Source organism: Cellulosimicrobium sp. Marseille-Q8652, from assembly GCF_965112045.1.
The window spans coordinates 145,283-163,426 of record NZ_CBCOPS010000002.1; the positions used below are offsets into that span (position 1 = coordinate 145,283).

The 18,144-nt window shown below is 75.1% G+C and carries 15 protein-coding genes and 1 pseudogene; 12 read left to right on the forward strand and 4 right to left on the reverse strand.

What is annotated here, in order from left to right; translation table 11 throughout:
• Window positions 1–5 precede the first annotated feature (5 nt).
• The 5 genes from ACWPWV_RS10680 to ACWPWV_RS10700 all read left to right on the forward strand — a co-directional run bounded on the left by ACWPWV_RS10680 (window position 6) and on the right by ACWPWV_RS10700 (window position 7,311).
• Entirely contained in the window at window positions 6–1,277 is a 1,272-nt protein-coding gene (locus tag ACWPWV_RS10680; RefSeq protein ID WP_454042969.1) for a PQQ-dependent sugar dehydrogenase, read from the forward strand.
• Window positions 1,278–1,708: 431 nt separating this feature from the next.
• Complete coding sequence (locus ACWPWV_RS10685; protein WP_454042970.1) at window positions 1,709–2,851, forward strand: aggregation-promoting factor C-terminal-like domain-containing protein; 1,143 nt, start codon at window positions 1,709–1,711, stop codon at window positions 2,849–2,851.
• A 183-nt stretch (window positions 2,852–3,034) separates the two neighbouring features.
• On the forward strand, window positions 3,035–4,840 hold the full coding sequence (gene metG, locus ACWPWV_RS10690; RefSeq protein ID WP_454042971.1) for a methionine--tRNA ligase: 1,806 nt from the start codon (window positions 3,035–3,037) through the stop codon (window positions 4,838–4,840).
• Between the two features lie 138 nt (window positions 4,841–4,978).
• Window positions 4,979–5,899, forward strand: a complete 921-nt coding sequence (locus ACWPWV_RS10695) for a TatD family hydrolase (RefSeq protein WP_454042972.1) — start codon at window positions 4,979–4,981, stop codon at window positions 5,897–5,899.
• A gap of 245 nt (window positions 5,900–6,144) precedes the next feature.
• The gene (locus ACWPWV_RS10700) at window positions 6,145–7,311 is read left to right on the forward strand and encodes an aggregation-promoting factor C-terminal-like domain-containing protein (protein ID WP_454042973.1); all 1,167 of its coding nucleotides are present in this window, start codon (window positions 6,145–6,147) and stop codon (window positions 7,309–7,311) included.
• A 25-nt stretch (window positions 7,312–7,336) separates the two neighbouring features.
• Here ACWPWV_RS10700 and ACWPWV_RS10705 read toward each other — a convergent pair whose 3' ends face one another.
• On the reverse strand, window positions 7,337–7,786 hold the full coding sequence (locus ACWPWV_RS10705) for a VOC family protein (RefSeq protein ID WP_454042974.1): 450 nt from the start codon (window positions 7,784–7,786) through the stop codon (window positions 7,337–7,339).
• A 162-nt stretch (window positions 7,787–7,948) separates the two neighbouring features.
• Here ACWPWV_RS10705 and ACWPWV_RS10710 point away from each other — a divergent pair, with 162 nt between their 5' ends.
• From ACWPWV_RS10710 to ACWPWV_RS10725, 4 genes are all read left to right on the forward strand, one after another.
• Entirely contained in the window at window positions 7,949–8,944 is a 996-nt protein-coding gene (locus tag ACWPWV_RS10710) for a helix-turn-helix transcriptional regulator (protein ID WP_454042975.1), read from the forward strand.
• Between the two features lie 340 nt (window positions 8,945–9,284).
• Window positions 9,285–10,769 (forward strand): transglycosylase family protein, encoded by a 1,485-nt coding sequence (locus ACWPWV_RS10715; protein ID WP_454042976.1) that lies wholly within the window; start codon window positions 9,285–9,287, stop codon window positions 10,767–10,769.
• 108 nt (window positions 10,770–10,877) lie between these two features.
• The gene (rsmA, locus tag ACWPWV_RS10720) at window positions 10,878–11,795 is read left to right on the forward strand and encodes a 16S rRNA (adenine(1518)-N(6)/adenine(1519)-N(6))-dimethyltransferase RsmA (RefSeq protein WP_454042977.1); all 918 of its coding nucleotides are present in this window, start codon (window positions 10,878–10,880) and stop codon (window positions 11,793–11,795) included.
• Window positions 11,792–12,742, forward strand: coding sequence for a 4-(cytidine 5'-diphospho)-2-C-methyl-D-erythritol kinase (locus tag ACWPWV_RS10725; RefSeq protein WP_454042978.1), 951 nt, complete (start codon window positions 11,792–11,794; stop codon window positions 12,740–12,742). Before rsmA ends, ACWPWV_RS10725 begins: the two co-directional genes overlap by 4 nt.
• A 40-nt stretch (window positions 12,743–12,782) precedes the next feature.
• On the opposite strand, the gene ACWPWV_RS10730 is transcribed toward ACWPWV_RS10725, so the two are convergent.
• Window positions 12,783–13,799 (reverse strand): acetylxylan esterase, encoded by a 1,017-nt coding sequence (locus tag ACWPWV_RS10730; protein ID WP_454042979.1) that lies wholly within the window; start codon window positions 13,797–13,799, stop codon window positions 12,783–12,785.
• Between the two features lie 31 nt (window positions 13,800–13,830).
• On the opposite strand from ACWPWV_RS10730, the pseudogene ACWPWV_RS10735 reads away from it, so the two are divergent.
• Window positions 13,831–14,394, forward strand: a pseudogene (locus ACWPWV_RS10735) (ATP-binding cassette domain-containing protein); the annotation flags it as partial.
• A complete protein-coding gene (locus ACWPWV_RS10740) occupies window positions 14,395–15,789 on the forward strand; it encodes an ABC-F family ATP-binding cassette domain-containing protein (RefSeq protein ID WP_454044520.1) in 1,395 nt (464 codons plus the stop codon).
• Between the two features lie 27 nt (window positions 15,790–15,816).
• Here ACWPWV_RS10740 and ACWPWV_RS10745 read toward each other — a convergent pair whose 3' ends face one another.
• Window positions 15,817–16,299: a MarR family winged helix-turn-helix transcriptional regulator gene (locus ACWPWV_RS10745; protein ID WP_454042980.1), complete on the reverse strand. Its 483-nt coding sequence runs from the start codon at window positions 16,297–16,299 to the stop codon at window positions 15,817–15,819.
• A gap of 129 nt (window positions 16,300–16,428) precedes the next feature.
• Between ACWPWV_RS10745 and ACWPWV_RS10750 the strand changes: the two genes are divergently transcribed.
• Window positions 16,429–17,031, forward strand: a complete 603-nt coding sequence (locus tag ACWPWV_RS10750) for an NADPH-dependent F420 reductase (protein ID WP_454042981.1) — start codon at window positions 16,429–16,431, stop codon at window positions 17,029–17,031.
• A 19-nt stretch (window positions 17,032–17,050) separates the two neighbouring features.
• Here ACWPWV_RS10750 and ACWPWV_RS10755 read toward each other — a convergent pair whose 3' ends face one another.
• A complete protein-coding gene (locus ACWPWV_RS10755) occupies window positions 17,051–18,085 on the reverse strand; it encodes a TetR/AcrR family transcriptional regulator (protein ID WP_454042982.1) in 1,035 nt (344 codons plus the stop codon).
• Window positions 18,086–18,144 lie beyond the last annotated feature (59 nt).

An 18,144-nucleotide genomic window follows, 5' to 3' on the forward strand; every position in this document is an offset into this window, starting at 1 on the left:
GAGGCATGGCTGCTCCGCCCGGGACGACGACGCGCGCGCGTCGCGCGACCGCGGGAGCGGCACTCCTCGCGTGCCTCGGTCTCCTCGCGGCGTGCACGGAGGGCGGGCCGGGAGTGGCCGGGCCGACGCCGTCGGGCACCACGCGGAGCCCCGCCGCGCCGTCGGTGACGCCCGAGACCTCGGAGACCACCGCGCCGCCCGCGCCGGAGCCGGGGCTGGTCGTCGTGCCGGAGGTGCAGGTCGAGGTGGCCGACGTCGCGACCGGTCTCGACGCGCCCTGGGGCCTCGCGCCGCTGCCGGACGGGACGCTGCTCGTGTCCCTGCGCGACGAGCGCGCGCTCGTCGTCGTGGACCCGGCCACCGGGTCGGTCGCGACCGTGGGGGGCCCGGGGGCGGGCGAGCTGCGCGACGGCACCGTGACCGGGGGCGAGGCGGGGCTGCTCGGCGTGGCCGTCGGGCCGGAGGACGGCGCGGCGCCCGGCGAGGTGTTCGTCCACCGGACCGCTCCGGGCGGGAACGAGGTGCTGCGCGGGACGCTCGCGGGCGGTGAGCTGTCGGCGCTGACGCCGGTCGTGCAGGGGATCCCGGCGGCGAGCACGCACGACGGCGGCCGGCTGGCCTTCGGCCCGGACGGGTACCTCTACGTCACGACGGGCGACGCGCAGCAGCGCGGTGCGTCCCAGGACCCGGCGTCGCTCGCCGGGAAGATCCTGCGCGTGACCGTGGACGGCGCACCGGCTCCCGGCAACCCCGACCCGGCCTCGCCGGTGTGGAGCCTCGGGCACCGCAACGTGCAGGGTCTCGCGTGGGACGCGACCGGGCGGATGCTCGCGAGCGAGTTCGGGCAGGACACGTTCGACGAGCTCAACGTCGTCGAGGCGGGCGGCAACTACGGCTGGCCGGACGTCGAGGGGTCGGGGGGCTCGGGCGCCGGGTTCGTGGACCCGGTGGCGACGTGGGCGACCGACGACGCGTCGCCGAGCGGGCTCGCCGCGACCCGGGAGGGCGCCTACCTCGCCGGGCTGCGCGGCGAGACGTTGTGGCGCGTCCCGTTCGTGACGCCCGACGGCGGCACGTCGCCCGACGCGTTCGGCGCGCCGCAGGCCGTGCTCGCGGACGTCGGTCGTCTGCGGACGGTCGTCGTGGACCCCGCGGGCCCGCCGGGGGAGGACGGGAGCGCGGTGCTCTACGTGCTGACGAACAACACGGACGGGCGGGGCGAGCCGCGCGCGGGCGACGACCGTCTCCTGCGCGTGAGCGTCTCGCCGGCGGGCTGACCGCGTGGCGTGCCGGTTTGGACTTCGATAACGAATCAGTTACGGTCGGGTGTCCCGTCGTGCGGTCGACCCCTCAGGGGTGTATGCGGCCAGACCGGGACGCGGTGGTCGCTCGCTCGAGTCGAGCGACCAACCGGAGGACCGCCGGATCGGCGGGTCGACCTCGGTGACGCCCGTGCCTCGCACGCCGGTGCCCGAGGAGGCGCCCACTGCGCGCCGTCGACCGCCCGTGCCCGGGACCCCAGACGACTTGGACCACAGTGCACCCCTTCTCCCGCCTGCGCACGAGCGCGCCCGCGAACCCGACCGACCCGACCGACACCCCCGGCACGTCGACCTCGCCCGAGAGCGAGACCCCGTCCCGCACGGCCGCCCGTGCCGCCCGCACGGGGCGCTCCACGCGGCGTCGTCGGTGGGCCACCGTCTCCGCGGTGACCGCCGTGACCCTCTTCGGGTCCGGCGCGGTCGCCTACGGCGAGGCCCAGAAGACCGTCACGCTCGACGTCGACGGCCAGATCCGGACCGTGACGACCGTCGCCGGGTCGGTGCAGGGAGCGCTCGACGCCGCGGGCGTCGACGTCGGCTCTCGCGACGTCGTCGCGCCCGAGGCCGACGCGTCGCTCGAGGACGGCGCCGAGGTGGTCGTCCGCCTCGGCAAGGAGGTCACCGTGCAGACCGGCGGCGAGCAGTCGGACGTCTGGCTCACCGCGCTCGACGCCGACGAGGCGCTCGACACCCTCGCCGCGCGCGGCGGGGACGTGCGCCTCGTCGCGTCGCGCTCGGGCGACCGCGCCTCGCTCGACCTCGACCTGGACACCGACGGCCCTGTCGCCGTGGTCGCCGACGGGAAGACGACCGTCGCACCCGACGGCGGTGTCGGCGTCGACGCCCTGCTCGCCGACCGGGGCATCGAGCTCGGCGAGCTCGACCGCGTGAGCGTGCAGCGCGCCGAGCCGGCGGCCGAGGGCGCGGACGCCCGCGAGGCCGGCGCGGCCGGCGCGGCCCCGTCCGTGTCGCTCGTCGTGCAGCGCGTCGTCGTCGAGCGCCAGGAGACGACGACGCCCGTCCCGCACGAGACCGTCGAGAAGACGGACGCCGCGCGCTACAGCGACGACCCCGTCGTCGTCGAGCAGGAGGGCCGCGACGGCGTGACCACCACGGTGACCGACGTCACGCTCGTCGACGGCGCCGAGTGGCTGCGCGAGCCGGTGTCGGAGGAGGTCACCACGGCCCCCGTCGACCAGGTCGTGGTCCGCGGCACCCAGGAGCGCCCGAAGGACCCGCGCACGATCGGCCGGCTCATGGCGGCCGAGCGCGGGTGGGGCGGCGACCAGTTCGCGTGCCTCGACCAGCTGTGGACCAAGGAGTCCAACTGGCGCGTGAACGCCGACAACCCGACGTCCAGCGCGTACGGCATCCCGCAGTCCCTCCCGGGCTCGAAGATGGCGAGCAAGGGCGCGGACTGGGCCACCAACCCCGCGACCCAGATCGCGTGGGGCCTCGACTACATCGCCGGCTCCTACGGCACCCCGTGCGGCGCCTGGTCGCACTCCCAGGCCGTCAACTGGTACTGAGCCGACCCGCACGACGCGGGCGGGGCGGGGGGCGGGGCGGGGTGGGGTGTCGCGGGTCGTGGCGGGCCTGGCGGGAGCCGCGAGGCACGAGCGGCGGATGGTAGACCCGCGACACCCCGCTCCGCCGTGCCTCGCCCGGACGCCTGACCGGCACCCCGGGGCGGCCGACTAGGATCGGGCCCCATGACCCACATCCTCTCGGCCGTGGCGTGGCCGTACGCGAACGGCCCGCGCCACATCGGTCACGTCGCAGGTTTCGGTGTCCCGTCGGACGTCTTCAGCCGGCACATGCGGATGGCGGGTCACGACGTCCTCATGGTGTCGGGCACCGACGAGCACGGCACCCCGATCCTCGTCCAGGCGGACAAGGAGGGCGTGAGCGCGCAGGAGCTCGCGGACCGGTACAACCGCGTGATCGTCGAGGACCTGCAGCAGCTCGGGCTGAGCTACGACCTGTTCACGCGCACCACGACGCGCAACCACTACGCCGTCGTGCAGGAGATGTTCCGCACGGTGCACAAGAACGGCTACATGGTCGAGCGGACGACGATGGGCGCGATCTCGCCGTCGACGGGTCGCACGCTGCCGGACCGCTACATCGAGGGCACGTGCCCCATCTGCGGGTACGACGGCGCTCGCGGCGACCAGTGCGACAACTGCGGCAACCAGCTCGACGCGATCGACCTCGTCAACCCGAAGAGCCGGATCAACGGCGAGACGCCGAAGTTCGTCGAGTCGAACCACTTCTTCCTCGACCTGCCGGCGTTCGTCGACGCGCTGGGGGACTGGTTGCGCACGCGCACGGCGTGGCGCCCGAACGTCCTGAAGTTCTCCCTCAATCTGCTCGACGACGTCCGGCCGCGCGCCATGACGCGCGACATCGACTGGGGCATCCCCGTCCCGCTCGAGGGCTGGGAGGACAACCCCAGCAAGCGCCTGTACGTGTGGTTCGACGCGGTCATCGGGTACCTGTCGGCGTCGATCGAGTGGGCGCGCCGGACGGGCGACCCGGACGCGTGGCGCGCGTACTGGAACGACCCCGAGGCGCGGTCGTACTACTTCATGGGCAAGGACAACATCACGTTCCACTCCCAGATCTGGCCGGCCGAGCTGCTGGCCTACGACGGGCGCGGGAACAAGGGCGGGGCGCCGGGCCCCTACGGGAACCTGCAGCTGCCGACCGAGGTGGTGTCGAGCGAGTTCCTCAACGTCGAGGGCCAGAAGTTCTCGTCCTCGCGCGGCGTCGTCATCTACGTGCGCGACATGCTCGCGCGCTACCAGCCGGACGCGTTCCGCTACTACGTGGCGTCGGCCGGTCCGGAGACGCAGGACGTCGACTTCACGTGGGCCGACTTCCAGCGCCGCACGAACGACGAGCTCGTCGCGGGGTGGGGCAACCTCGTGAACCGCACGGCGAGCATGGTGCACAAGAACTTCGGCGAGATCCCGGCGCCGGGGGAGCGGCACCCGATCGACGAGGGCGTGCTCGCGACGACGACCACGGCGTTCGGCCGCGTCGGCGAGCTCATCGCGACGCACCGCCAGCGCGCCGCCGTGGCCGAGGCCATGAAGACGGTCGGCGAGGTGAACAAGTACGTCTCGGACACCGAGCCGTGGAAGCTCAAGACGGACCCGGAGCGCCTCGGGACCGTGCTGCACACGGTGACGCAGGCCGTGAGCGACCTCAACACGATCCTCTCGCCGTTCCTGCCGCACTCGGCGCAGCAGGTCCACGAGGCCTTCGGCGGGACGGGCACCTTCGCGCCCCAGCCGCGCATCGAGGAGGTCACGGACCTCGACGACGACTCGCGGCACTACCCCGTCATCACGGGCGACTACCGCAGCGGCACGGACGGCGAGGGCGTGCCCGCCTGGCAGCCGCGCGCGGTGGTGCCCGGCACGCCGGTCGGCAAGCCGACGCCGGTGTTCACCAAGCTCGACGAGTCGATCGTCGAGGAGGAGCTCGACCGACTGCGCGAGGGCGCCTGACGCGAGGTAGTGCCCCGGTCCGGCCAGGTGGTACCGCGGCCCCGGCCCCGGTACCACCTCGCGTGACTGCCGTACTGCTCCGCGCGACGGCGGCGCTAGCTCGCGTGACCCCGGTACTACCCCGGCTGAGGAGGATCAGTGGCGAAGAGCCGTGAGCGGGGGTGGCCGCCGGACCCGGAGGCGCTGCCCGTCCCCGTCGTCGACAACCACACGCACCTGGACTCGATCCCCGACGTCCTGCCCGAGGGCGTCACGCCCCCGAGCGTCGCGGACCACCTCGAGCGCGCGGCGGCCGTCGGCGTCGACCGGCTCGTCCAGGTCGGCTGCGACCTCGCCTCGGCGCGCTGGACGGACACGCTCCTGCGCGACGACGTGGCAGCAGGCCGGGTGCTCGGTGCCGTCGCGATCCACCCGAACGAGGCGGTGCTCCACGGCGGGGTGCGGGAGGTCGGCCCCGACGGCCTCGAGCCGCACCCCCGGCCGGAGCACGCGACGTCGCTCGACGACGCGGTCGGCGAGATCGCGCGCATCGCCCGGGAGAACGAGCGGGTCCGGGCGATCGGCGAGACGGGCATGGACCTGTTCCGTACAGGTCCGCAGGGCGCGCGTGTACAGCGGGAGTCGTTCCGGGCGCACGTCGCGCTCGCCAAGGAGCTCGGGCTCGCCCTGCAGATCCACGACCGCGACGCGCACGCCGAGGTGCTCGAGGTCCTGGCGCGCGACGGGGCCCCCGAGCGGACGGTCTTCCACTGCTACTCGGGCGACGCCGAGATGGCACGGTTCTGCGCGGCACAGGGCTGGTACCTGTCGTTCGCCGGGCCGGTGACCTTCCGCGCCAACGACGAGCTGAGAGCGGCGCTGCGGGAGGTCCCGCCCGGCCAGGTCCTCGTCGAGACGGACGCGCCCTACCTCACGCCGCACCCGTACCGCGGCCGCCCCAACGCCCCGTACGTGCTCCCGGTGACCGTCCGGACCGTCGCGGAGGTGACCGGCGTGCCGCTCGCCGACGTGTGCGCCCGGGTCGCGGCGACGTCGGTCGAGGTCTACGGCCCGTGGTGACCAGCCCGTCACGGGCCGCTCGACCACGCGCTGCCGTGCTGCTGCCGGGCCGCCGACGGGCGGCTGACGGGCCGCTGAGGGGCCGCTGACGGTCACCGTCGGGCGCTCGGCACGAACGGGAGGTTTCGCCCAGGGCCGCGTCTCGGCTACGGTCGGGTCCGTGCGTCGTCCGCGGTCCGCCGCCGACGCCCCGCCCCCCACGCCCGGCGCTCGCCGGACGCCCGCGCCGAGAAGGGACCGCCCGCGTGCTCGCACCTGACGGAACCACGCGTCGCCGGGTGCAGCGGCTCGTCGCGCAGGGGGCGGTCGTCGTCGGGCTCGTCGGCGTCACCGGTGCCTTCGCGACGCTGCACAAGAGCGTGACGCTCGACGTGGACGGCACGCTCTACGACGTCTCCGCGTACGGGCGGACGGTCGCCGAGGTCCTGGACTACCAGGACGTCGGCGTCGCGCCGGAGGACCTGGTCGAGCCCGCGCTCAGCTCGTCCGCGCCCGACGGCGGGACGATCGTCGTCCGCACGAGCCACGACGTCGTGGTCGAGATCGACGGCCAGGAGCAGACCATCGCGACGACGGCGCGCACGGTGGGCGAGCTGCTCGCGTTCCTCGGCCCGCGCGCCGAGGGCGCGGTGACGGACGTGTCGCGCTCGGCGGCGCTCGGGCGGCAGCCGGTGCGCGTGTCGACGCTCAAGACGGTGCACATCGCCGTCGACGGCGCCGTCCTGCCCATCACGACCGCCGAGGCGTCGGTCCGCGGAGTGCTCCGGACCGCGGGGATCGTGCTCGGCGAGGAGGACGACACGTCCGTCCCGCTCGACGCCGCCGCCGTCGACGGGATGCTCGTCCTCGTCAGCCGGGCCGCGGCGACGTCGGACACGCTCACCGAGGTGCTCCCCTTCGCGACGGAAGAGGTCGAGGACCCGAACCTGCCGCAGGGGCACCGGGTCGTCGTCCAGTCGGGACGCGTGGGCGAGGCGGTCACGACGTACGCGGTCCAGACGCTCGGCGGGGCGGAGGTCGACCGCACCGTGCTCACGCGCACCGTGACGACCGAGCCCCGCAACGAGGTCATCAAGGTCGGGACGATGGACGTCTCCGTCTCGGTGGACCCCGGTTCGGCGCGCGCCGTCGGGCGCTCGCTCGCCGCGCAGCGGGGGTGGGGCGACGACCAGTTCGCGTGCCTCGACAAGCTGTGGACCAAGGAGAGCAACTGGCGCGTCGACGCGGACAACCCCAGCTCGTCCGCGTACGGGATCCCGCAGGCGCTCCCGGGCTCGAAGATGGCGACCGCCGGCGACGACTGGCGCACGAACCCGGCGACCCAGATCACGTGGGGCCTCGGCTACATCGAGGGCCGGTACGGGACGCCGTGCTCGGCGTGGTCGCACTCGGTGGCCAAGGGCTGGTACTGACCGGCCCTCGGCCCCGTGCCTCGGCTCAGACCTCGCCGGCACCCCCTCCGCCGGTACCGCTCTGGTCGCCACCGCTCCGTGAGGCGCTCTGCCGCTCGAGCACCCGCAGGTAGTGCGGGTTCTGCATGACCCCCAGGACGTTGCCGAACGGGTCCACGACGGACGCGGTGACGAAGCCCTCGCCGTTCCCCCGCTCGACGACGCCCTCGTACTCGGTCGCGCCGAGCTCGAGGAGCCGGGCGAAGGCGGCGCGGACGTCGTCGACGTGCCAGTTCACGACCACCCCGCCCGGTGAGTCGGGCTGGGGGTGCGGCGACCAGGAGCGCGCGATGATCCCCAGCTCGTCCTCCCGGTCCCCGACGCGGAACTCCACGTAGCCGCCCGGGACCACGTAGTACGGCTCGATCCCGAGCACGGTCGTGTACCAGGCCGATGCGGCCTCGAGGTCGTCGGCCCACAGGTTCAGCGTCGCCATCCCTCGCAGCATGGTGGTCGTCCTCTCGATCTGCCGGGCGGTCGTCGGGCGGTGCCCGGCGTCCCGTCGTGCGCGGCCCCGGCGGGGCCGTCGAGGACGACGCTACGGCGCCTCGAGGAACCTGCGGTTCCGCGTTCGGCACGGGCGCGGGAGACTGGGCGGGTGCTCGACACCTCGGTCCGTCTCCTGCGTCTCCTCGCCCTGCTCCCGGCGCGCGCGACCTGGACGGGCAGGGAGCTCGCGGAGCGGCTCGGGGTGACGACGCGCACGGTACGCAACGACGTCGAGCGGCTGCGCCTGCTCGGGTACGAGATCCGCTCGACGCCCGGCGTCGCCGGCGGCTACCGCCTCGGGGCCGGGTCGGCCCTGCCGCCGCTCCTGCTCGACGACGAGGAGGCCACCGCCGTCGTGCTCTCGCTGCGCGCGGCGACGGGCGGGACCGTGGCCGGGAGCGAGGAGGCCGCGCTGCGTGCGCTGGTCAAGCTCGACGCCGTCCTGCCCGCGCGCCTGCGCTCGCGCGCCGACGCGCTGCGCGCCGCGGTCGTGAGCGTCCCCGCAGGCGGGCCGACCGTCGACCCGCAGGTCCTGGCCGACGTCGCGACGGCCGTGCGGGACCGGGCCGGGCTGCGGATCGAGTACCGCGGCCACGACGGGTCGGCGAGCCGTCGCGCCGTCGACCCCTACCGCCTCGTCCACGTCGGCCGGCGCTGGTACCTCCTCGCGTTCGACACCGACCGGGACGACTGGCGCACGTTCCGCGTGGACCGGCTCCGGCTGCGGTCACCCGGCGGTGCGCGCTTCGTGCCGCGCGAGGTCCCGGGAGGCGACGCCGTCGCCCACGTGCTGCGCGGGGTGGGGGCGTCGGCCTGGCCGCACACCGCCCGCGTGCGCCTGCACGCCCCGGTGGCGGCGATGGCGCAGCAGCTCACGCCGGCCGCGGGGGTGCTGTCCGACGAGGGCCCCGACGCGTGCGTGCTCGAGACCGGCGGGTCGTCGATGGCGAACCTGGTGGGCATGCTGCTGTCGCTCGAGGTCGACCTCACGGTGCTCGACCCGCCCGAGCTGCGGGCCGTGCTCGCGCGCGCGGGGGAGCGGGCCGTGCAGGCGGCGGCGCGAGGAGGGCGTGAGGCGCCGTCGGGTCGTGGGGTCCCGGCGTGAGGACTGCGTGGAGAGCACGGCGACATTCACGGCGATAAACGGACAGAACCGCCCATCTTATCGCGGGACTGCTTGGAGTTCGATAACAGATCGGTTACGGTCGATCGTCGCTCGTGCGTCAGCAGTGCCGTCGTCCGTCCCTCCGGGGTCGGGTCGCCGGGACGCGGACGGTCGGGCGGTGCGCCGCCGTCGGGCCCTGGGGAAGGGGTGTCGAGGAGGCGCCGGCAGCCGGATCGGCCGCTCGAGACCTGCGGGTCGCACCACGGTGCGTCCGCCGTGAGGTCGCACGCCCGCGTGCGCCCCGCGGTCCGCAGGAGGTGCAACCGCACCCCGAGCGTCCGTGCCCGGGACCCACGACGACTGGACCCGAGTGAACAACCCCTTCCACCGGACCGCTGACGCGGCCGGCGCGCCCCAGGGTGCCGACACCACCCAGCCCCTCGACCTCTCCGACTCCTCCGCCGCCGAGGGCTCCACGAGCCCCGCGGCCACGACGGCCCGCCGCCGTCGCCGCTGGCCCCTCGTGGCCGGCGCGACCGCCACCGTCCTCCTCGCCACCGGCGCCGTCGCGTACGGCACCGCGCACAAGACCGTCGAGCTCGACGTCGACGGCAAGATCACGACCGTCAGCACCTTCGCCGGCTCGGTGGACGGCCTGCTCGAGGAGCAGGGCGTGACCGTCGGCGAGCGCGACCAGGTCGTCCCCGCGGCCGACGCCGCGCTGCGCGGCGGGAGCGACGTCGTCGTCCGCTACGGGCGCGAGGTCCCCGTCCAGGTCGACGGCACCCAGTCCTCCGTCTGGCTCACCGCGCTCGACGCGGACGAGGCCCTGACGACCCTCGCCTCGCGCGGCAGCGACGTGCGCCTCGTGGCGTCCCGCTCCGGCGAGCGCGCCTCGCTGCCCATCCGCCTCGACGCGGACGGCCCCGTGGCGGTCGTGGCCGACGGCGAGACCAAGGTCGCGCCCGACGGCAGCATCGGCATCGACGCGATCCTCGACCAGCAGGGCGTCGTCCTCGGCGAGCTGGACCGCGTCCACGTCGCCCAGACCGCCGACGTCGCGGCGACGGCCGACGAGAAGGCCGCCGAGAAGAAGGCGGCCGACGAGAAGAAGGCGGCCGACGAGAAGGCCGCTGACGACGAGGCTGCCGCGAAGACGGCGACCGACGAGAAGGCCGCGGACGAGCAGGCCGCCGACGCCGCCGTCACCCTCGTGGTCCAGCGCGTGAAGGTCGAGGAGGTGCCGACCACCAAGGGCGTGCCGTTCGAGACCACCACGGAGCAGGACCCGAACCGGTACGAGGACCTCGACCCGGTCGTCAAGCAGGAGGGCGTCGAGGGCGTGCACACGACCGTCCACCGCGTCACCACGGTCGACGGCACGGAGGAGTCCCGCGAGCTGGTCTCCGACGGCGTCACGACCCCGCCCGTGGCGAAGATCCTCGTGCAGGGCACGAAGGAGCGTCCGGCGCCCGAGCCGGAGCCGGAGCCCGCGCCGGCGCCTCGTGCGTCGTCGGGCAGCGGGTCGTCGGGTGCCTCCGCGCCCGCCGCCGCCCCGGCGCCCGCCGCCGACCTGGGGTCCGCGCCCGCGGGCGTCTGGTCCGCGCTGGCCCAGTGCGAGTCCGGCGGGAACCCCGCGACGAACACCGGGAACGGCTACTACGGCCTGTACCAGTTCTCGCTGCCGACGTGGCAGGCCATGGGCGGCTCCGGTCTCCCGTCGGAGGCCTCGGCCGCCGAGCAGACGCAGCGCGCCCAGGCGCTCCAGGCCCGTTCGGGCTGGGGCCAGTGGCCCGCGTGCGCCAGCAAGCTGGGGCTGCTCTGACGAGCAGGTGACCGGCCTCCGGCCGGCCGCCGTCGGCACGGTCCGACGACACGGAGGGCGGGGTGCGCGAGCGCCCCGCCCTCCGGCGTGTCGGTAGGCTCTCTGCTCATGAACGACACCCGAGGCGCCCTGCTGGGTCCGGCCGAGATCCGCGACCTGGCAGGGCGCCTCGGCGTGCGCCCCACCAAGACGCTCGGCCAGAACTTCGTGCACGACGGCGGCACCGTCCGCAAGATCGTGCGCGTCGCGGACGTCGGGGCGGGCGAGCGCGTCGTCGAGATCGGCCCGGGTCTCGGCTCGTTGACGCTCGGGCTGCTCGAGGCGGGCGCGAGCGTGGTCGCCGTCGAGATCGACCCGGTGCTCGCGCGCCAGCTCCCGGTCACGGTCGCCGCGCACGTGCCCGACCTCGGCGACCGGCTGGAGGTCGTGGGCGCCGACGCGCTCGACGTGACGTCGCTGCCCGGCGAGCCGCCCACGGCGCTCGTCGCCAACCTGCCGTACAACGTCGCGGTCCCGGTGCTCCTGACGTTCCTCGAGCGGTTCGACTCGCTCGAGCGCGTGCTCGTGATGGTCCAGGCCGAGGTCGCGGACCGTCTCGCGGCGCCGCCGGGGAGCCGGACGTACGGCGTGCCGTCGGTGAAGGCCGCGTGGTACGCGTCCGCGCGCCGAGCGGGCACGGTCGGGCGTGCGGTCTTCTGGCCGGTGCCCAACGTCGACTCGGCGCTCGTCGCGCTCGACCGTCACGAGCCCCCCGTCACGACGGCGACGCGCGAGCAGGTGTTCGCGGTCGTCGACGCCGCGTTCGCCCAGCGCCGCAAGATGCTGCGCTCCGCGCTCGCGGGGATCGCGGGCTCGTCGGCGGCGTCCGCGGCCGCGCTCGAGGCGGCCGGGGTCGACCCCCAGGCGCGCGGCGAGACGCTCGACGTCGTCGCGTTCGCCCGCATCGCCGAGCACCTGCCCGCGGTGGCCGGGCGGCGCGGCTCGCCGCGCGCCGCCGGTGGGCGACCTGGCACAGTGGACGCGTGACCCCCGCGCCCCCGCCGAGCATCGCGCTCGCACCACCTCCTCACGTCCGGGTGCGGGCGCCGGGGAAGGTCAACCTCTCCCTGCGCGTCGGGGCGCTGCAGGACGACGGCTACCACCCCGTCGTGACGATCTTCCAGGCCGTCGGGCTCAGCGAGGAGGTCGTCGCGCACCAGGCGCCCGCGGGCAGCGGGATCTCGCTCACGGTCGAGGGGCTGCAGGCCGACGTCGTGCCGACGGACGCGACGAACCTCGCGTGGCGCGCGGCGGAGGCGCTCGCCCTGCACGCCGGGGTCGAGCCGGACGTGCGGCTGCGGGTCGTCAAGGGCGTGCCGGTGGCGGGCGGCATGGCGGGCGGCTCCGCGGACGCCGCCGCGACCCTCGTCGCGTGCGACACGCTGTGGGAGACCGGGGTCTCGCGGGCCGAGCTCACGCGCATCGCGGCGGGGCTCGGTGCGGACGTCGCGTTCGGGCTCGTGGGACACACCGCCGTCGGGACCGGCCGTGGCGACGTGCTGACCCCGGCCATGACGCGCGGCGAGTTCCACTGGGTGTTCGCCGTGCAGGCGGACGGCCTGTCGACGCCCGACGTCTACCGTGCGTTCGACGAGACGGTCGGCGGGCCGGCCGAGCTCGACCTCGCGGAGGACACCACGCTCATGCAGGCGCTGCGGGCCGGGGACGCGGTGGGGCTCGGCCAGGCCCTGCGCAACGACCTCGAGGGCCCCGCCCTCGCGCTGCGGCCGGAGCTCGAGCGGACGCTCGCGGTCGCCCGCGAGGCGGGTGCGCTCGGTGCGATCGTCTCCGGGTCGGGGCCCACCGTCGCGGCGCTCGCCCGCAGCCGCCAGCACGCGCTCGCGATCGGCGCGACGTGGACCGCGGCCGACGCGTGCGACAGCGTGTGGTGCACGACGGCGCCCGCGGGCGGCGCGCGCGTCGTGGCGCACTGACGCGCTTCGTCCCGACGGGGCGCGCGGCCGGCCTCGGCCGTCAGGCGCCGGCGTGGGTGCGGAGCCAGGCGCGCTGCTGCGCGAACCGGTACCCCTGGCCGCCCTCGTGGTCGTTGTACCGGTAGACGTCGATCTGGCGCTCGACCCGTCCCGCCCGGGCGGCCGACGCGGCCTTCGCGCCCCAGCCGTTGAACGCCGCGTACACGGTGGACGGTGGGCACGTGGCGTCCATGAGGGCGACGGAGAACAGCGCGGGCGCCGTCGCGCGGCGGGCCAGCAGCGCGACGTCCAGGTAGGACAGCGTGCGGAACACGGTGTCCTCCGCATCGCGGTGCACGGCGAGGTACTGCCGGATCTCCCCGTACGGGTCGCGGTCGGTGATCTCGACGGCCCGGCGGAAGTGGGAGAGGAACGGGACGTCGGGCATCGCCGCGACGAGCCCGTCGGAGAGCCCTGCGACGGCGACCGAGATGCCGCCGCCCTGGCTCGCGCCCGCCACCGCGACGCGCGCCGGGTCGACGCCGGGCAGCGAGCGGACGGCGTCGACCGCGCGCACGCCGTCGGTGAAGACGCGGCGGTAGTAGTGGTCGTGGGGGTCCTCGATGCCGCGCGTCATGAACCCCGGCGTCGCCGGGCCGGACCCGACGGGGTCCGGGGTCCCGCCGCCCGTGCCCCACCGGCTGCCCTGGCCGCGCGTGTCGACGACGAGGTGCGCGAACCCGGCAGCGGCCCACACGAGGTGCTCGTGCGCGAGGCCGCGCCCGCCGCCGTACCCGATGAACTCGACGACGGCCGGGAGCGGCCCGTCGGTCCCGGCCGGCCGGACCAGCCACGCCTTGATCGGGTGGCCGCCGAACCCGGGGAACGTCACGTCGTCGACGGTGACGAGGCCGAGGCCCGTCTCGACGCGCTCGAGGCGCACGGTCTCGGCGAGGTCGCCGCCGGCCTCTCGGGACTCCGCGAGCGTCGCGGCCCAGAACGCGTCCAGGTCGTCGGGCTCGTCGAGGGTCGGCGCGTACGTCTCGAGCTCGGCGAGCGGCAGGTCGAAGAGCGACATGCGCGCACCTTATCGCCTCGCCGGGTCCGGGATGTCCGGTGTCTCGAAGCGCTTCGACAGTCCCTGTTTTCCGCACCCGCCGGGCGGCGCCTACGCTCGGTGCGTGGCTCATCTCCTCGGGGCCGACGGCATCGCGCTGACCGTCGGCACCCGCACCCTCCTCGACGACGTCTCGCTCGGTCTCGACGACGGCGACCGCGTCGGCATCGTCGGACCCAACGGGGCGGGCAAGTCGACCCTGCTCCGGCTGCTCGCGGGCACGCAGCAGCCCGACGGCGGTCGGGTCACCCGCGTGGGAGGTCTGCGGGTCGGCCTCCTCGACCAGCGCGACGACGTCGGCACGGGCGCGACCATCCGCGACCTCGTGCACGGCGACGCGGCGACGCACGCATGGGCGTCGGACGCGAGCGTCCGCGGCGTGCACGACGGGCTCCTCACCGACCTGGACCTCGACGAGCCCGCGGACACCCTGTCCGGCGGGCAGCGGCGCCGCGTCGCGCTCGCGGCCCTCCTCGTCGCCGACCACGACGTGCTGTTCCTCGACGAGCCCACCAACCACCTCGACGTCGAGGGCGTCGCCTGGCTCGCGGAGCACCTGCGCGAGCGGTTCGCGCGACCGGGCGCCCGGGGCGCGCTGGTGGTCGTGACGCACGACCGGTGGTTCCTCGACGCCGTGTGCTCGCGCATGTGGGAGGTGCGGGGCGACGGGAGCGGCGAGGTCGAGGGCTACGAGGGCGGGTACGCCGCCTACGTGCTCGCGCGCGCCGAGCGGCAGCGGAGCGCGGCCGTCGCGGCGGAGAAGCGGGACAACCTGCTGCGCAAGGAGCTCGCGTGGCTGCGCCGGGGCGCGCCCGCGCGGACGAGCAAGCCCAAGTTCCGGCTCGACGCGGCGGCCGCGCTCATCGCCGACGTCCCGCCGCCGCGCGACTCGATGGAGCTCACGCGCACGGCGACGAAGCGGCTCGGCAAGGACGTGCTGGACCTCGAGGACGTCACCGTGAGCGTGCCGGGCCGCCCGGGCGACGACGACGGGCCGCGCCGCGTGCTGCTCGACGACGTCACGTGGCGCCTCGGCCCGGGTGACCGCTACGGGGTCGTCGGGGTCAACGGCGCGGGCAAGACGACGCTGCTCGCGCTCCTCGCCGGACGGCGCGAGCCCGACGCGGGCCGGGTCAAGCGCGGCAAGACCGTGCACGTCGCGGAGCTGACCCAGGACGTGGAGGAGCTCGACGACATCGCCGGGCTGCGCGTGGTCCAGGTGATCGAGTCCGAGAAGCGCTCGGTGGTCGTCGACGGCAAGGAGCTCACGGCGTCCCAGCTCGTCGAGCGCCTCGGCTTCACGCGCGAGCGCTCGCAGACGCTCGTCCGGGACCTGTCCGGCGGCGAGCGGCGACGCCTGCAGCTCCTGCGGCTGCTCGTCGCGGAGCCGAACGTGCTCCTGCTCGACGAGCCCACCAACGACCTCGACACGGACACGCTCGCGGCGCTCGAGGACCTGCTCGACGGATGGCCCGGCACCCTGATCGTCGTGTCGCACGACCGCTACCTGCTCGAGCGGGTCGCCGACCGCCAGGTCGCCCTGCTCGGCGACGGCAGGATCCGGGACCTGCCCGGCGGTGTCGAGCAGTACCTCGAGCTGCGCCGCGCGGTGATCGCCAGCGGGGAGACGGGCATGGCGCTGCGGGCGCCCGCGCCCGTGGGGTCGGGCGAGGCGTCGTCCGCGGGCACGGCGCCGGGGGACGGTGGGTCGTCGGACGGCCCCGCGGCGCCGAGCGCCGCCGAGGTGCGCGCGGCGAAGAAGGAGATCAACCGCATCGAACGCCGGCTCGGCAAGATCGCGGAGCTGGAGGCGCGGCTGCACGACAAGCTCGCCGCGCAGGCGACGGACTACGCCGCGGTGGCCGGCCTCGACGCCGAGCTGCGGGTCCTCGCGGCGGAGAAGGACGAGCTCGAGGCGGCGTGGCTCGAGGCGGCCGAGGTCGCCGGCTGACCGCCGGGCGGGGACCGGGGCCGGCCCTCAGCGGCGCCGGGTCCCCATGCGGTCGTCCGGGTCGACGCGCTCGAGGATCGCGCCCGCGATGGCGTCGAGCTGGCGGACCTGCTCGTCGGTGAGCGCGTCCACGACGTGGTCGCGCACGGTCGCGACGTGGCCGGGAGCGGTCGCGACGACCTTGTCCCAGCCGTCGTCGGTGAGGTGCGCGTTGGTGGCGCGGCGGTCCTCGGGACACGGGAGGCGCTCGACGAGCCCGCGCTTCTCCAGGCGCGCGACGACGTGCGACAGGCGGGGGAGCGTCGCGCTGGTCGCGGACGCCAGGTGCGTCATGCGCAGCGTGCGGCCCGGCGCCTCGGAGAGCATCGCCAGCACGTAGTACTCGAAGTGGCTCAGCCCGGCGTCGCGCTGGAGCTGGGTGTCGAGGATCCCGGGCAGGAGCTCGACGACCGCCACCAGGCGCTTCCACGCGTCGAGCTGGGCGTCGTCGAGCCAGCGGGGCTCGGTCATGGGTCCTCCTCCTCGGTGTGACCGGCAGCACTCCGGTAACAGTTGACGCTACAAGTATACCGGTCTACCTTGTTGGTTGTAGCAACAACTGATTGCCGGCCGCCTGGCCGGCAGCGAAGGGAACTCATCATGAGCAGCATGACGATCATCGGCGCCGGCAACATGGGCTCGGCCATCGCGTCCCTCGCCCTCGCGGCGGGCACCTCCGTGCAGGTCCTCACGCGCGAGGCCACCGAGGTCGACCCGCGGGCCACCGCCGGCACGGTCGGCGACGACGTCACGGGCGACGTCGTGGTCCTCGCGCTGCCGTACCCCGCCGTCGGGGAGGTCCTCGACGCGTACGCCGGCCGGCTCGAGGGCCGGGTCCTCGTCGACATCACCAACCCGCTCGACTTCTCGACCTTCGACTCGCTCGTCGTCCCCGCCGGCTCGTCCGCGGCGGCCGAGATCCAGGCCCGCGTGCCGGGTGCCCGCGTGCTCAAGGCTTTCAACACGACCTTCGCGGCGACGCTGTCCTCCGGCACGGTCGGCACGCTCCCGACGACGGTGCTCGTCGCGGGCGACGACGCCGACGCCAAGGCCGCGCTCGCCGCCGCCGTCACGGGCGTGCGCGTGGTCGACGCGGGCTCGCTGAAGCGTGCGCACGAGCTCGAGGCGCTCGGCTTCCTCCAGCTCACGCTGGCCGCCGCCGAGAAGACCTCCTGGACGTCGGGGTTCGCCCTCGCCGAGTGACCGGCGATCGCGCCCGAGGTCAGCCGCGTGCCTTCTCCACGGCGGCCCGGGCGGCGTCGCGCTCCGCGCGCTGCGCCTCCCGGAGCGCCTTCTCGAGCTCCCGCAGCCTCTTCTGCGCCTCGCGGAGCCGCCGCTCGGCGTCGCGCCGCCTGAGCGTCGCCTTCTTCACCCGCGGGTCACGCAGGTGGACGGCGACCTCGTCCGGCACGGAACCGGCGCCCGCGTCCCGGGCGGGGAGCCCGTCGTCCTCGTCGTGCGCCGCGCCCGGGGGCGTGCCGGGTGCGGCGTGGAAGTCGCGACCGGCGCCCGGGGCGCCCGCGGCCCGCGCGTCGACGTAGACCGCGAGGCCGTCGAGGATGCGCTCGAGCCCCCACGCCGTGTCGTCGATCTGCCCCTCCCCGCCGTACGCCCCCGAGACCACGAGCGGGCGCAGGTAGGGGAAGCGGATCTCGTCGACGAGACCTCGCAGCGCTGCGGCGATCGCCGACCCGTCGACGCCGTTGCCGCCCGCGTCGCGTGCCGCGCGCGCGAGCTCGGACTCGAGCCGGGCCGCGTTCCGCGCGTACCCGCTGAGCAGGAGGATGACCGACATGCTCTCCTCCTCGTCGAGCGGAGTCGACCGCAGCGCCCGGAGCCCGGCGTCGGCGCCGCGCAGGTTGTTCGGCGTCAGGGGCGCCCCGGTGATGGGGATGTCGAGGAACCACGGGTGGGAGAGGAACACCGCCGTCGTGAACTGGGCCCACTCGCGCAGCTCCGCGCGCCAGTCCGCCGGCTCGTGCGCGGGCGGGTACTCGACGTCGAGGACCGACTCCTGCATGAGCAGCAGCAGGTCGTCCTTGCTCGTCACGTAGCGGTAGAGCGACATCGTCGTGAAGCCGAGGCGCTGCGCGACCTTCGCCATCGAGACGGCGGCCAGGCCCTCCGCGTCCGCGATCTCGATCGCCGACTCGACGATGCGCTCGATGCTCAGCTCGCGCTTCGGCGCGCGTTCGGGCCGCTCGGCGACGCCCCACGCGAGCGCGATACGGGCCGGGAGGTCGGGTGCGTCCGTCATGCCCTCATCCTCCCCGAGATCCGCGCCGGCCGGGCACGACGACGTCGCCCGTCCCGCTG